General features: G+C 44.6%; 14 protein-coding genes. 12 read left to right on the forward strand and 2 right to left on the reverse strand.

All coding sequences use genetic code 11. From position 1 onward, the window contains the following. The first annotated feature begins 16 nt into the window (after positions 1-16). The 11 genes from ACYCSE_RS16600 to ACYCSE_RS16650 all read left to right on the forward strand — a co-directional run bounded on the left by ACYCSE_RS16600 (position 17) and on the right by ACYCSE_RS16650 (position 11,837). Positions 17-592 carry a 3D domain-containing protein gene (locus ACYCSE_RS16600; RefSeq protein WP_459698896.1) on the forward strand — a complete coding sequence of 192 codons (576 nt, stop codon included), beginning with the start codon at positions 17-19 and terminating at the stop codon, positions 590-592. An 84-nt stretch (positions 593-676) separates the two neighbouring features. Next, entirely contained in the window at positions 677-985 is a 309-nt protein-coding gene (locus tag ACYCSE_RS16605) for a hypothetical protein (RefSeq protein WP_069291489.1), read from the forward strand. A gap of 195 nt (positions 986-1,180) precedes the next feature. Continuing rightward, positions 1,181-2,767, forward strand: coding sequence for a S1C family serine protease (locus tag ACYCSE_RS16610; RefSeq protein ID WP_061829154.1), 1,587 nt, complete (start codon positions 1,181-1,183; stop codon positions 2,765-2,767). Between the two features lie 149 nt (positions 2,768-2,916). After that, entirely contained in the window at positions 2,917-3,606 is a 690-nt protein-coding gene (locus ACYCSE_RS16615; protein ID WP_069291490.1) for a response regulator transcription factor, read from the forward strand. Position 3,607: 1 nt separating this feature from the next. Next, the gene (locus ACYCSE_RS16620; protein WP_069291491.1) at positions 3,608-5,086 is read left to right on the forward strand and encodes a sensor histidine kinase; all 1,479 of its coding nucleotides are present in this window, start codon (positions 3,608-3,610) and stop codon (positions 5,084-5,086) included. A 111-nt stretch (positions 5,087-5,197) separates the two neighbouring features. Next, complete coding sequence (locus ACYCSE_RS16625) at positions 5,198-6,154, forward strand: 4-hydroxy-3-methylbut-2-enyl diphosphate reductase (protein ID WP_459698899.1); 957 nt, start codon at positions 5,198-5,200, stop codon at positions 6,152-6,154. 264 nt (positions 6,155-6,418) lie between these two features. Further along, positions 6,419-7,456, forward strand: a complete 1,038-nt coding sequence (gene aroF, locus ACYCSE_RS16630; protein WP_013309435.1) for a 3-deoxy-7-phosphoheptulonate synthase — start codon at positions 6,419-6,421, stop codon at positions 7,454-7,456. A 271-nt stretch (positions 7,457-7,727) separates the two neighbouring features. Beyond that, positions 7,728-9,152 (forward strand): type I glutamate--ammonia ligase, encoded by a 1,425-nt coding sequence (glnA, locus tag ACYCSE_RS16635; protein WP_061829159.1) that lies wholly within the window; start codon positions 7,728-7,730, stop codon positions 9,150-9,152. A 265-nt stretch (positions 9,153-9,417) separates the two neighbouring features. After that, positions 9,418-10,509 (forward strand): 3-phosphoserine/phosphohydroxythreonine transaminase, encoded by a 1,092-nt coding sequence (gene serC, locus ACYCSE_RS16640; protein ID WP_081112429.1) that lies wholly within the window; start codon positions 9,418-9,420, stop codon positions 10,507-10,509. Positions 10,510-10,747: 238 nt separating this feature from the next. Beyond that, a complete protein-coding gene (gene trmL / locus ACYCSE_RS16645; protein WP_459702537.1) occupies positions 10,748-11,212 on the forward strand; it encodes a tRNA (uridine(34)/cytosine(34)/5-carboxymethylaminomethyluridine(34)-2'-O)-methyltransferase TrmL in 465 nt (154 codons plus the stop codon). A gap of 376 nt (positions 11,213-11,588) precedes the next feature. Beyond that, positions 11,589-11,837, forward strand: a complete 249-nt coding sequence (locus tag ACYCSE_RS16650; protein ID WP_013309439.1) for an AbrB/MazE/SpoVT family DNA-binding domain-containing protein — start codon at positions 11,589-11,591, stop codon at positions 11,835-11,837. 98 nt (positions 11,838-11,935) lie between these two features. Here the strand turns inward: ACYCSE_RS16650 and ACYCSE_RS16655 are convergent, their stop codons facing one another. Next, the gene (locus ACYCSE_RS16655; RefSeq protein WP_254326420.1) at positions 11,936-13,003 is read right to left on the reverse strand and encodes a phosphodiester glycosidase family protein; all 1,068 of its coding nucleotides are present in this window, start codon (positions 13,001-13,003) and stop codon (positions 11,936-11,938) included. Beyond that, positions 13,000-13,407: a hypothetical protein gene (locus ACYCSE_RS16660; protein WP_013309441.1), complete on the reverse strand. Its 408-nt coding sequence runs from the start codon at positions 13,405-13,407 to the stop codon at positions 13,000-13,002. The genes ACYCSE_RS16655 and ACYCSE_RS16660 overlap by 4 nt, the downstream gene beginning before the upstream one ends. Before the next feature lie 276 nt (positions 13,408-13,683). Between ACYCSE_RS16660 and ACYCSE_RS16665 the strand changes: the two genes are divergently transcribed. Beyond that, complete coding sequence (locus ACYCSE_RS16665) at positions 13,684-14,340, forward strand: response regulator transcription factor (RefSeq protein WP_023987808.1); 657 nt, start codon at positions 13,684-13,686, stop codon at positions 14,338-14,340. Positions 14,341-14,351: the final 11 nt, after the last annotated feature.

A 14,351-nucleotide genomic window follows, 5' to 3' on the forward strand; every position in this document is an offset into this window, starting at 1 on the left:
CAAGGGGAGGTTTTTTATGAGATCCATGTTGGTATGGAAACGGATTTTGGGAACCGTGTTAATTGCAACCTGTCTGGTATTGCCCGGCAATGAAGTTTACGGTCACAAAGAACCGGTCCAGCATAAAAAATGGCAGTCCGCACCTGTTTTGGCTCCACGCGAGGAGCAGGTTATTACGACCATGACGGTCACGGCAACAGGATATACAGCAGGCTATGAATCGACTGGCAAACGGCCAAATCATCCCGGCTACGGTATTACGTATTCCGGTGTAAAAGTGCGTCGTGACAAGAACACTCTGTCTACGATTGCGGCTGACCCCAAAACGTTTCCTTTGGGGAGCATATTGTACATTCCAGGTTATGGATACGGGATTGTAGCAGATACAGGTTCTGCGATTAAGGGCAATAAAATTGACTTGTATTTTAAAACAACCCGGCAGGTGTATTCTGAATGGGGCAAGAAAGATGTGGATGTTCAAATTATAAAAAAAGGGAACGGAAAATGTACGGAAAAGATGGTAAAATCGCTCCAAAAAGCGATAGAAACGCATAAAACCATTCCGAGTGCGACACTGGATGCTTCCATATAATCCTTGAATATTGTTTTTTCCAACATCACATACTATGTTGCGGGATAAGCTTATCCCACAAAACATACTGGGAGGTTGAGAATTATGCCAAATCAAGGCGGAAGTTCTTTCACGAACAAAGGCTTCAAGGCAAGCACAGGAAATCAGTTCAAGGCGGAATTTGCACAAGACAATACGGTAGGTGTCGTTTCACAAAAGGTAAAGCAGTCTGAACAAAATAAAATTCAAGACAACTTCCAGACACCAAATGAGAAGTATGACGAAGAATTTGCAACAGATCAAGGCGGTACAGGTGCAGTAGCGCAAAAAGTTCAAAACTCCAGCCGTAACAAAATTCAAAACAATGCTCAAACACCGAACGAAAAGTTCGACGAAAACTTTAACACGAAATAAAAAAGCATATACAATCGATAATGCTCCGGATTATATCCGGGGCATTTCGTTTTAAGTAAAAGTGATTAGGTACAATAGGTCTAAGGTTTTATCTCCTTTTTAATTGTTTTTAAGGTGGAATTAAGGTTTAAAGTGCAAAATAAAGTCAGTTAAACAACACCACCTTGAAGCATAGGGTTTGGGAGGAGATATACAATGGACGAATTTAAAAATAATAACTCCGGACGCCGGAACGACAACGATCAGGTTGATACCGATAACGCAACTCGGCAAAACGATTCGAACGGTTCCTCATATTATTATTCTTACGGCCCTTTTTCTTCAGTTCAATCGGACGGACAACGTAAGGAAGGGCAGCCGGTGGAAAAGGATGTTGAGATTACGCCACCGCAGGCAGTGAGACCTCTTCCTCCCTCTTACCATCGGGCTATGCCTGAGCAACAGGATGGTTCGGGTCGGAATGGCGGCAACTGGCAATTCAAACCGAATAAGCCCAAGTCGCAGGTGAAAACAATATTCTTATCTTTTTTGGCCGGGATGCTGGTCATTACGGTATTGATGTATACAGCTGACCGAACAAATATGTTCACACCCGAGACGGCGTTGACTTCGGCGGCAGCTGAAAGCGGAGAAACGACTAATTCAGGAACCACCAGCTCGACTCCAAGCGCAGTTCCGGCTGTGATGCCTTCAGGTACCGCTGATGTTCAATCTGTTGTGGCCAAGGCTGGGCCGGCAGTCGTTAAAATCGAAACGCTTGCCAAACAAACCAGTGGTAGCAGTGGCAGACAAAGCAGCCCTTATTACAATGACCCGCTGTATCAATACTTTTTCGGTAATCAGTATGGTGACAGTGGCAGCAGCGGTAACAGTAATGAAAATGAAGGTAGCAACAGCGGGCAGCTGACTCCGCTTGGTATTGGTTCTGGTTTTATTTTTGATAAATCGGGTTACGTCCTAACCAACAACCATGTTGTTGAAGGCGCGAGTGTGGTTCAGGTTACAGTAGAGGGAACTAATAAGCCTTATGAAGCCAAAGTCTTGGGCAAAAATGCTGATCTTGATTTGGCGGTACTTAAAATTGAAGGCAAAAACAACTTTCCGACAGTAACTTTGGGTGACTCCGATAACGCTAAAGTCGGCGAATGGATGGTCGCAATCGGCAACCCTGAAGGCTTTGAACATTCGGTAACAGCCGGGGTGCTAAGTGCGAAAGAACGTACGATCACTATTAATAGTGAATCGACTGGAAAACCGACGCAATACAAGCATCTCATTCAGACGGATGCATCCATTAACCCTGGTAACTCTGGTGGACCGCTGTTAAATCTGCAAGGGCAGGTTATCGGTATGAACGTAGCTGTTAGTGCAGACGCACAGGGAATCGGATTTGCGATTCCGTCCAATACGATTTTGGAAGTGGTCGATAAGCTGAAAAATAACCAGCCTATTCCGAAAGAACCTGTACCTTTCATTGGTGCAAGTCTGTTAAATTTGAGTCCTGAAGTAGCCAAAGAACTGGGTACATCCCTGACCGAAGGCTCGGTTGTACGGGATATTATATACAAATCACCAGCTTATCAGGCCGATCTGCGTCCTTACGATGTGATTATCGGAGCGAATGGCACGCCTTATAGCACATCACAAGAGCTGATCCAGTTCATTCAAAAACAAAAAGTGGGTACAGCGCTGACACTTAACATCGAACGAGCTGGGCAGAAAAAAGATGTTCAGCTGAAAATTGGCAACAAAAATGACTTTAGCTCGACGCTTCAGCAATAAGATGAAAATTCTACAAAAATGAACAAGTGCACGTAAGAAACGGAAGGAAGATCCCTTCCGTTTCTTGCTGTATGAAGCAGCCAGATGCTACACGCGTCTACTCCTGCTACAATAGAAGGAAAAGAAGAGATAAAGGAGTTCGATCGTGTATGCGTTCTACTATTCTAATCATTGATGACGATGAAAAAATTGTTTCCATGCTGCGCAGAGGGCTGGCATTTGAAGGCTATGAAGTGCTGACAGCCGCCAATGGAGCAGAAGGATTAAATAAAATGTTGACAGCTGAGCCTGATGTGGTCGTGCTAGATGTAATGATGCCGCAGGTCGATGGTTTTGAGGTATGTCGTCGTATGCGGGAGGGTGGAAGTACAGTACCTGTCCTGATGCTTACAGCCAAGGATGAGGTTGAGAATCGGGTTAAGGGCTTGGATCTAGGGGCCGATGATTATCTCGTTAAGCCGTTCGCTCTAGAGGAGCTGCTGGCGCGAGTGCGAGCGCTTTTGCGGCGTAAAACCGAACAACAGGACAATAACGGAAATCGGCTTACCTTCGAGGATTTACAACTGGATAACGAATCCCGCGAAGTGGTTCGTGGCGGCAAACGTTTGGAACTGACGGCCAAAGAATTTGAACTGCTCCATTTGTTCATGCAAAACCCGAAGCGTGTTCTGTCGCGTGATCTGATTATGGACAAAATTTGGGGCTATGACTATAGTGGAGAATCGAATGTGCTGGAAGTATATATTGCCATGCTACGACAAAAAACGGAGCAGGATGGCGGTAAACGACTCATTCGTACAATTCGGGGAGCTGGCTATATTTTAAGAGGTGATATGTAATATGTCTATTCGGTGGCGGCTGACGGCCTGGTATTCGAGCATCTTGGCTATAGTACTAGTCATTTTTGGTCTGGTTACTTACGGACTAGTATATTACTACACATATAATGAAGTGAAAAGTCAGCTTATGACTCAGGCGCCACAGATTAACAAGCAATTACGCCTTATTATAAAAGGGGGATTGTTTGAAGTCCCCAACCTGGATTTGGGATTAGAGCAGGGACGTGGAATAGATGACTCACAGCTCTATGTACAAATTTACAATTATACGTCTGGTGTAACGAAAACGACCCAAAATATGAAAGACCTCAATATCACCTTCCCTGTTCCATCTACAGCGGCAGGAGCAGTTCAAAATGAGGGAATTCGACGTGTGAACGTCAATGGGGATTCCTTTATGATTATTCAACAGCCGATCAAATCCGAGGAGCTGGGCTTGGTGGTCGGGCTGCTACAGGTAGGACAATTCACGGGCTCTCAGGACCGACTCATGAACAGGTTACAAAATGTGCTTGTATACGGCTCGTTGTTTGCATTACTCGCTGCTGCGACTTCAGGTCTCTTTCTGGCTCGCAAGTCTATGAAGCCGCTGGTCAAGGTCATTGAGGGGGCTAATCAGATTCAATCCAGTAATGATTTGAGTGTTCGGATTGAATATGACGGACCACATGATGAAATTGGCCAATTAATCGGGACGGTTAACAACATGCTGGGGCGCACAGAGGTGTTTTACAAGGAGCTGGAAGATGCGTACGGTGCACAGCGCCGTTTTGTGGCTGATGCTTCCCATGAGCTTCGTACGCCGCTAACGACGATCCGTGGCAACGTTGATTTTTTGCTCAAAATGTGGACTACCGAACCAGGAGAGCGACCGAATATGGATGAAGAGATGATTCGCGAGCTTTCTATGGAGGCATTAAATGACATGGCGGATGAAGGCAAACGGATGAGCCGTTTAGTGAGTGATATGTTGTCACTCGCGAGAGCGGACACAGGGAAAACGTTCGATAAGACTCCCGTTGCGCTGGAACCACTTGTAAGTGAGGTTGCCCGTCGTGCTCAGTTTTTAGAGCGAACGGCCGAATGGAATGTGGGGGATTTTTCATTGCTGAATGGTATTTATATGGATGGCAGCAAGGATTATTTGCAGCAAATGCTATTCATTTTCATTGATAATGCATTCAAATACACACCTGAAGGCACAGTCCGATTTGATGCCATTGTTTATCAAGGACAGGTGGGCCTACGGATCAGTGATACGGGCATTGGAATGGACAAGAGTGAGGTTCCCTTTATTTTTGACCGCTTTTACCGGGCAGACGAATCACGCGGGGTGACAGAGGGAATTGGGTTGGGGCTATCTATTGCCAAGTGGATTATTGATGAACATCACGGGTCTGTGGAAGTGGTTACGCGCCAAGGAGAAGGAACGACATTTGTCATCTGGCTTCCGGTCAGCTTTTCCGCGCCTTTGGAATAGGCTATAATAGGAAGGCAACTACATCATAGAATTGGCCGGTAAAGGCTAGGATGCCCACAGCTACCGAGTTATCGGAGCTGTATACTGTGTCGAAGAAAGCGGGGGCTCATTTTGGAAGTACTCAGAATTTCGCCCCGGGGTTACTGCTACGGCGTAGTCGATGCCATGGTATTGGCTCGTCAGGCAGCCAGAAATCTGGACTTACCCCGGCCTATTTATATATTGGGCATGATTGTGCATAACAGTCATGTCACCAATTCCTTTGAAGACGAAGGGATTATTACACTGGACGGCCCGAACCGTATGGAGATTTTAAGCCAGGTAGAGAGCGGCACTGTTATCTTCACTGCTCATGGCGTATCACCAGAGGTTCGCAAGCTGGCACGAGACAAGGGGCTGACTATGGTAGACGCGACTTGCCCTGACGTCACAAAGACGCATGATCTGATTCGGGAGAAGTCTGCCGAAGGCTATCAGATTGTTTATATTGGTAAAAAGAATCATCCAGAGCCAGAGGGAGCTATTGGTATTGCTCCTGACCATGTTCATCTGATTGATAAAGAAGAAGAGATCGACAGTCTTACGTTGGCAGCTGGCAAAATCCTTATCACGAATCAGACGACCATGAGCCAATGGGACATCAAGCACATTATGAAGAAGCTGCTGGAGAAGTTCCCGGGTGCCGAGATACACAATGAAATCTGTTTGGCGACGCAGGTACGTCAGGAAGCGGTAGCTGAGCAGGCTGGACAGGCGGATCTGGTGATCGTTGTCGGTGATCCGCGCAGTAACAATTCAAACCGATTGGCTCAGGTTTCGGAGGAAATTGCTGGTACAACAGCTTATCGTATTTCTGATGTAACCGAGCTGAAGAGAGAGTGGCTTGAAGGCGTAGCCAAAGTGGCTGTGACTTCTGGGGCTTCGACCCCGACACTGATTACCAAAGAGGTTATTACGTATTTGGAGCAGTATGATGCGGCTAACCCGGATACGTGGGAGATTCAGCGAACCATAGATATGAAAAAACTGCTGCCTCCTGTACGAGAGAAGTCAAAAACAACGAAATAGTATATGATTGATTACAGCCGTTATTCGGATACAACCATCCGGATAGCGGCTTTTTAAATTGCTTTAATTTGTAGATATTATCCGGTTAGCTTCATTAAGTTAGAATATTGAATAAATCGGGATAATTAAGCCTTGACGAGTATAGCTAAAACAGGTATAGTTGCTTTAACGAATAAAAGCTTAAAAGCGAACAAGCGTCTAAGTGTCATAATATTAACCTATATGTTGGTTTATAAAATATGTTTCATAGAGAGGAAGAAAAAAATGATCGTTATCGCTGGTGTTCAAACACCTGAAGAGCATATTCAAGCTATTGTTGAAGTTATTGAGAAAGAAGGATTGCAGGCTCATGTATCAAGGGGATCGGATCGCACGATCATCGGACTGATCGGTAGCGTAGAGCCCAAGCTGGCTGAACATCTGCGTCAAATGAAAGGCGTAGAAAATGTGGTTAAAATATCGAAGTCCTATAAATTGGCCAGCCGTGATTTTCATCCGGAAAATACGGTTATCTCTATTAAAGGTGTAAATATCGGCGGGGGCGAGCTTGTCATTATGGGTGGACCATGTGCTGTTGAGTCTGCTGCACAGATAGATGAAATTGCCGGATTGGTCAAAGCTGCAGGCGCGCAAGTTCTCCGTGGGGGTGCTTTTAAGCCGCGCACAGGGCCATACAGCTTCCAAGGAACGGGTGTAGAAGGTTTAATCATGATGGCTGAGGCGGGGCAAAAGCACGATCTCTTGACCATCACAGAGGTCATGACACCTGAATACGTAGACATCTGCGCGGAATACGCCGATATTCTGCAAGTAGGTACACGTAATATGCAAAACTTTGATTTGCTGCGCAAGCTGGGTACTTGCGGCAAGCCAGTATTGCTCAAGCGCGGTTTCAGCTCGACTTATGATGAGTTCTTGAATGCTGCTGAGTACATCTTGGCAGGCGGCAATCCGAATGTTATGTTGTGTGAGCGCGGTATTCGTACATTCGAAACCTACACTAGAAATACGCTCGACTTGTCCGCGATCCCTGTTTTGCAACAGTTGAGCCATTTGCCGGTCATTTCTGATCCTAGCCATGGCACAGGTAGACGTGAACTGGTTGTTCCTATGACGAAGGCTTCGGTAGCTGCCGGAGCGGATGGTTTAATTATTGAGATGCATACAGACCCTGACAACTCGATGACGGGTGACGGCGTACAATCCCTGTTCCCAGATCAATTTTCAGATTTGCTAAAAGATTTGGAAATATTGGCTCCTGCTGTGGGGAAAACATTTCACACGCCTACTACCATTGCTTAAAACCAATGTTTAACATTAATGCATAAAAGTTTTGCTGCAACGCAGTAATGAGATTTAAATTGCCTAAAAGCCCGATGTTTCGGGCTTTTTGTGCTATTCAAATGTTATCAAGGGCGTAAGCATATCTAACATTAGTTTAAAAAATACCTTACATAGCTATTGACCCGTGTCATGTTTGAGATTTATAATGACGACAGAAAAAAACATTCGATCATGAACATTTCAGGGTTGTATAAGACTTAATGTTCGGAAAAATTGGGAGGAAGAAGACATGTCCGTTGAAAACGTATTGAAAACAATTCAGGAAAATAATATTGAGTGGGTAGATTTTCGTTTTGTAGATTTGTCTGGTCGTGCTCACCATATTTCATTGCCAGCTTCCGAAGTAGATGAAGAGACATTTGTTAACGGTGTTGCTTTCGACGGTTCTTCCATTCCCGGCTATCGTGGCATCGAGGAATCCGACATGGTTATGCTGCCCGATCCAGAAGCGGTTTTTATCGACCCTTTCACTCAGCATCCTACACTGAATATCCTGTGTGACATTGCTACGCCAGACGGCGAAAAATACGACCGCGATCCTCGCGGCATCGCAAAAAAAGCTGAGGCATTTCTGCAATCGGCAGGAGTGGGCACAGCAGCATTTTTTGCACCTGAGTCCGAGTTTTTCATCTTTGATGATGTACGCTACGAAAGCGGCATGAACAGCTCCTCCTTCTTCGTAGATTCCGAGGAAGCAGCTTGGAACACGAACCGTAAGGAAGAAGGCGGCAACCTGGGCTTTAAAGTGGGAGTGAAGGGCGGATATGTACCTGTAGCGCCAGTAGACACCCAACAAGATATCCGTAGTGAAATGTGCCGTTTGCTTGAAGAAGCAGGTCTGAGAATTGAGCGCCATCACCATGAGGTAGCTACGGCAGGCCAAGCGGAAATCAACTTCCGTTTTGATACACTCAAGAAAACAGCAGACAACCTGCTCGTTTATAAATACATTGTACACAACACAGCTCGTCAATATGGTAAAGTGGCAACATTCATGCCGAAACCGATTTTTGGGGATAACGGAAGCGGTATGCACGTTCACCAATCTATTTTCGATGGCGACACTCCTTTGTTCTACGAAAAAGGTGGTTATGCTAATCTGAGCGAAATGGCTCTTCATTACATTGGTGGTATTCTGTACCACGCACCTGCGTTGATCGCTTTGACCAACCCAAGCACCAACTCGTTCAAACGTCTCGTTCCTGGCTACGAAGCACCAGTTAACCTGGTATTCTCCAAAGGTAACCGTTCTGCGGCTGTACGTATTCCAGTAGCAGCTGTTACTCCAAAAGGCTGTCGGATCGAGTTCCGTACACCGGACTCCACAGCTAACCCTTACCTTGCCTTCTCAGCAATGCTGATGGCGGGTCTGGATGGCATCAAGCGCAAACTGAACCCAATCGAATTGGGATATGGTCCACTTGACAGCAACATCTACGAGCTGTCTGACGCTGAAAAAGGTAAAATCCGTAGCGTACCTGGTTCATTGGATGAGGCTCTGGATGCTCTGGAAGCTGACTACGAATTCTTGACTGAAGGCGGCGTATTTACGAAGGACTTTATTGATAACTATGTAGAGCTCAAACGTTCTGAAGCTAAATCGGTGAACATCCGTGTTCATCCACACGAATACAGCCTGTATTTTGACTGCTAATAAGTCGATAGCATAGCTGCTTTGAATAACAAGCATTAGCTTACGGGTAACAGTTGTTATTCAAAATAGGTCTCCGGTCTTATGCCGGGGACCTTTTAATATTAAAGTGAAAATCACAGAATAAAGATGTTAAATATGTTGACATTCACAACTCTGTCACATCATAAATGAAATTGAAAACATTTTTATACAAGTCTTGAACGCATTTATGAATACTGCTATCATAGCGATAATATCCACACCAGAGTAGAGAAGGGATGGGAATTTGTTGAGTAAGAGAGCCTACAATTTTAATGCAGGACCAGCGGCATTGCCGCTCAAAGTACTAGAACGTGTACAAGCTGAATTCGTAGATTTCCAGGGAACAGGGATGTCGATCATGGAAATGTCTCACCGTGGAGCTGTGTATGAATCTGTTCATAATGAGGCGCAGGAACGCCTGTTATCTTTGCTGGGTAATCCACAAGGCTACAAGGTGTTATTCCTACAAGGTGGCGCAAGTACGCAGTTTGCGATGCTGCCTTTAAATTTCTTGAGCGAAGGACAGACTGGGAGCTATGTAATGACAGGTAGCTGGTCGGACAAGGCATATAAAGAAGCCAAGCTACTGGGCAAGGCTCATGTTGCTGCATCCTCCGCTGATGAGAAGTACATGCGTCTTCCGAATGTGGATTCCTTGGACTTGCCTGAGAATACTGCTTATGTGCATATGACGTCCAACGAAACGATTGAAGGTACACAATTTAAGCAATTCCCGGATACGGGTTCCGTACCCTTGATTGTGGACATGTCCAGTGATATTTTTTGCAAGCCTTTTGATGTTACTCAATTTGGATTGATTTACGCTGGCGCACAAAAAAATCTGGGACCTTCTGGTGTGACGGTCGTGATTGCCCGTGAAGAGTTGCTGACTTCCTCACCGGACAATATTCCTACGATGCTGCGTTATAGCACATATGAAAAAAATAACTCTCTCTACAATACTCCCCCATCCTTTGCCATATACATGGTGAATGAAGTGCTGAAATGGATTCAGGAAGAAGGCGGTTTGGAAGGCATTGAGCGTGTGAACCAGCAGAAAGCTGCTTTGCTATACAACCGTATTGACAGTAGCGAAGGCTTCTATCGTGGTTGTGTGGACAGCGCTGATCGCTCTATCATGAATGTAACCTTCCGCCTCGCGAACGAGGATCTGGAAAAACAATTTATTAAGGAATCCGAACAGGCCGGGTTTATCGGACTGAAGGGGCATCGCAGTGTAGGAGGGCTTCGCGCCTCGATCTACAATGCTGTTCCACTGGAGAACTGTCAAGCATTAGCCGAGTTTATGGACGGATTCAAGCAACGTAACAGTTGATTACACGGACATATATTTCGATACACGGTATTTGAAATCGAAAAAGTAAATGTAGAGCCTTCCCTGAATGTGTATAGGGGAAGGCTTTTAGTGGTGTGGGTTGAAATTTTTGTCGTTTGATGTTCATATCTGTCTGATTTTGTTAAAATAAAAGAATGTGTATGTTTTCAATGTATACACTTTGGTAAAACTGTAGGTTATTTGTCTGATGAATTTAAAATGAAGGGAACGAAACGTGATGCCATTACATATTGTGCTTGTCGAGCCGGAAATCCCGGCTAACACAGGGAATATTGCTAGAACGTGTGCTGCAACCGGAACTCATCTACATCTGGTGAAGCCACTGGGCTTCCGTACCGACGATGCCACGTTAAAACGGGCCGGACTTGATTATTGGTATGCTGTCCACATTGAATATCATGAGTCTTTTGCTGAAGTGCAGGAGAAATATCAGGAAGGTCGCTTTTTTTATGCGACGACCAAAACGAATCAGCGATATAGTGATATTGCATTTCAGGATGGAGACTTCTTGGTATTTGGTAAAGAAACGAAAGGTTTGCCGCCAGAGCTGCTAGCTGCTAATCCAAATACATGTATCAAGATGCCTATGTCAGATAAAGTAAGATCTCTAAACTTGTCGAATTCCGCTGCGATTATCGTATATGAAGCGTTGAGACAAATGGATTTTCCGGATTTATCATAATGAGCATCGAGTGAACAAGTATAAATGCGAATAAAGAACCAGGACCTTAGTTGGTAATAAAAGTTTCACCTATATTGCTCAAATCTACATGATAGTGGAACTTAAATAAAGGTTGTATGGTCAAAAATTTGCGAAATTTCTCAGCGAGGGCTAATGATAATTGGCTTTCCGGTCGATAAAAATATTATAGACATTCTGTACCATACTTTGATATGGTTCATGATTTTATGAAAAAATGTAATAAAATTTCCTGTGATCAGCAGGATTCGACAAAAAGACAGCGAATACTACATAAAGAATAGTGTCTTTGTACCTAGTTTTTCGCATGGTAAGAAATTTGTAAGTTATTACTCAATAGGAGAGGTGTACGATCACGATGAAACCTGCCGGTGTGGTACGTAAAGTTGATCAGCTGGGGAGAATAGTTTTGCCTAAGTCACTGCGTAAAAGATATCAAATGAATGAGGGAGATCCTGTCGAAATTTTGGTTCAGGGTGACCACATTATTTTGGAGCGTTATCGTCCAAAATGTGTATTCTGTGGGTCAGTAGAACAAGTGAACGATTTCAAGGACCGTTATATTTGTGCTCAATGCCTGACAGAAATGACACAGTATTCCTCCTAAATGAGGCAAAAGCATCACGACATTCGTTCGTGATGCTTTTTTTCGGATAGTGCCGTACGTCGGCAAGCATATTTAATTTGTTAGCAGACTACACATAGCTATTTATAGAACAAAAAATGAGTAGGGACTGGACGCAAATTACCATCTGACGGTTTGTTTACGACTCGACTGTTAAGTATAAGCGACGAGGAACCGCCTCCGTCCAAATTATAGGCATCTTGAACACCTAGATTGTACATTTTTCCTTGCAGTTCTTCGAGCGTCGCGCCCGAACCCCCGCTTTCATTGTAGCCGTCTACGACAATAATGAGCAACTGATCATCTTTATAGTTGCCAATGACCGTACGTGGGGCCCGCTTGGGGGAGACTTTCCATTTGTCAGGAATAGGCATTTTTTGTCCCCTTTGCAGCAGGACGGGAACGAAGGTAGCACCAAAGGCAGGCTTTAAGCTGTCAAGAGCACCTTGACTGTAAAATTTGCCACCGATAAGCTTGCCATCGTTACTCAGTCCGACGAAGGACAAATCCTTAAAACTGGACTGAAAGCCAGTAAGGTAGTGGCCGTTCAAGACAGTAGTGCTTAATGGATAGCGTTTGCCGTCTCCATCCGCAAAGCCGCCTGCATTGATGCCTGCAATAGCTCCGTGTCTCAAGACTGCACGCATGGTGGTTTCGGAGCCACCCAATTTGTCACTTCCCAAAGACATTTTCATAGCAGTAGGATCTTTAAGTTTGACCTTCATAGCGTAGCCATGATAAATTCCCGGGTTTACCTTAAATAATTCAATGGTAATCCGATTGCTATCTACCCGCTCATAGGGAACCCCCAGTTTGGCGGTGATGCGTCGATCATAGATAATCGCGGGCCGCTTGGACTGCGTAGAGGCAGTCACGACAAGCTGATTCATCGTTTGAGTCGTTTGCTTGTATAGCTCAGAAGTCCGGCGAATTGTAGACAAGGTGTATGTTGCCGTTTGCTTGGCTTCATCAAGCTGTTTACCTACTGATTGCATTTGTAGAGTGACTTCAGCTTTTTGCAGACTCAAAGAAGTAGACCCAGGAAAGCTCAATGAGGGATGCACTAACAAAATATACCCCAACAAACCGATAAAAGGAGCAAGGGCCAACATAAAGAACCGGTTCACTTGTTTTGCGTCTACATTCATTTTAGCAAGTCCATTTTTTTCTGAAGTGTATTGAGCTGCTGCTTGACTTCGTTTAATTGGGTATACAGTTTGTTGCTGTTATCGGTCTTATTGTTTGCATTATCCTTCGTAAAGGTCAGTAGTTCATTGAAGGACTGGACTTTTCCCTGCAATCCGCTAACTTCCTTGGAAAGAGCAGTCAGTTGCTTTTCATAGTCAGATTTGAGTGCTTGAATCTGTTGGTCTGTATGGGTTTGCATCTCGTTTAGCATTTGCTGTTTCAAGTGATTGCTATACAGATAGGTTGCGAGAGCACCTAGTATAATAAGAATGAACCAAAATAGCAGAAAAGCCTTTACGGGTAACCCCTTTCTTGAATTGCTCCGCCGAGCTTCGGCAGGAGGACGTTCAGGTGAAGCTTGCATACGATTTTCAACTCCCGTGTAAAGTCAAATTTCCAGTCCTTTATTTGCAGTACCAATTCTATCATGGGCCTATTTATTTCGCAAAAGCGAAATAGTCGTATAAAAATATTGGAAAAAGAGATTGCATCGGAAGGAAGTCCTAGGATACAATTTCCTTAAACGTTTTTCGCTTCCTATACGTTCACATTCGCGCAATTTCTACATATGCAATCCCTAATTTTAGAATTATTTTCGCTACTAACTATGTATTTTTTTGTAAACTCAGGAGGTTTAGATATGAGAAAAGTATGGCAGGTGGTCATCATAGATATCCATCCTACAAGTATGCTGGGAACAAAGCTTATTTTGGAAGACCAGCAGGATTTGCTTGTCAGAGGGATGTCTTCCTCCGGAACGGAAGGCTTGGAGCTGGCTTGCTCCATTCGACCGGAAATCATTTTAATGGACTACAGGTTGCCTGAGGGAACGGCGGAACCATTTTTGACACAAATGCGGGCCTTGTCTCCGGACAGCCATATTGTTATTATGACGGATGAGGATAATATTACGTTGTTTCAGCAGCTAATTTCGCTCGGAGCAAATGGAATGTTATCCAAACAGGCATCACCGAGCCAGTTAATCCATTTGATCAACGGTTTGCGCGAAGGATTTGCTTCTTTACCAATGGATTGGATTCGGTGTGGAAACTGGCCCTTTATGCCGTTAATGGCATCCGAGCCTTTTGACGAATTGACGCAAACCGAAGTGTTTATTATGGAACGTATTGTACAAGGAATTACATATGACAAAATTGCTATCGAGATCGAAGTTAGCCGGCGCTCCATTGATAATTATCTACGTAAAATTTATGCGAAATTAGGCGTGTCCAGCCGGGCTCAGGCGATTGAACGTTATGCCTTATATGCGCGTCAGATGAAGCAGCTATATGCCTGATGCGTCAGCCC

Source organism: Paenibacillus sp. SEL1 (assembly GCF_054602535.1).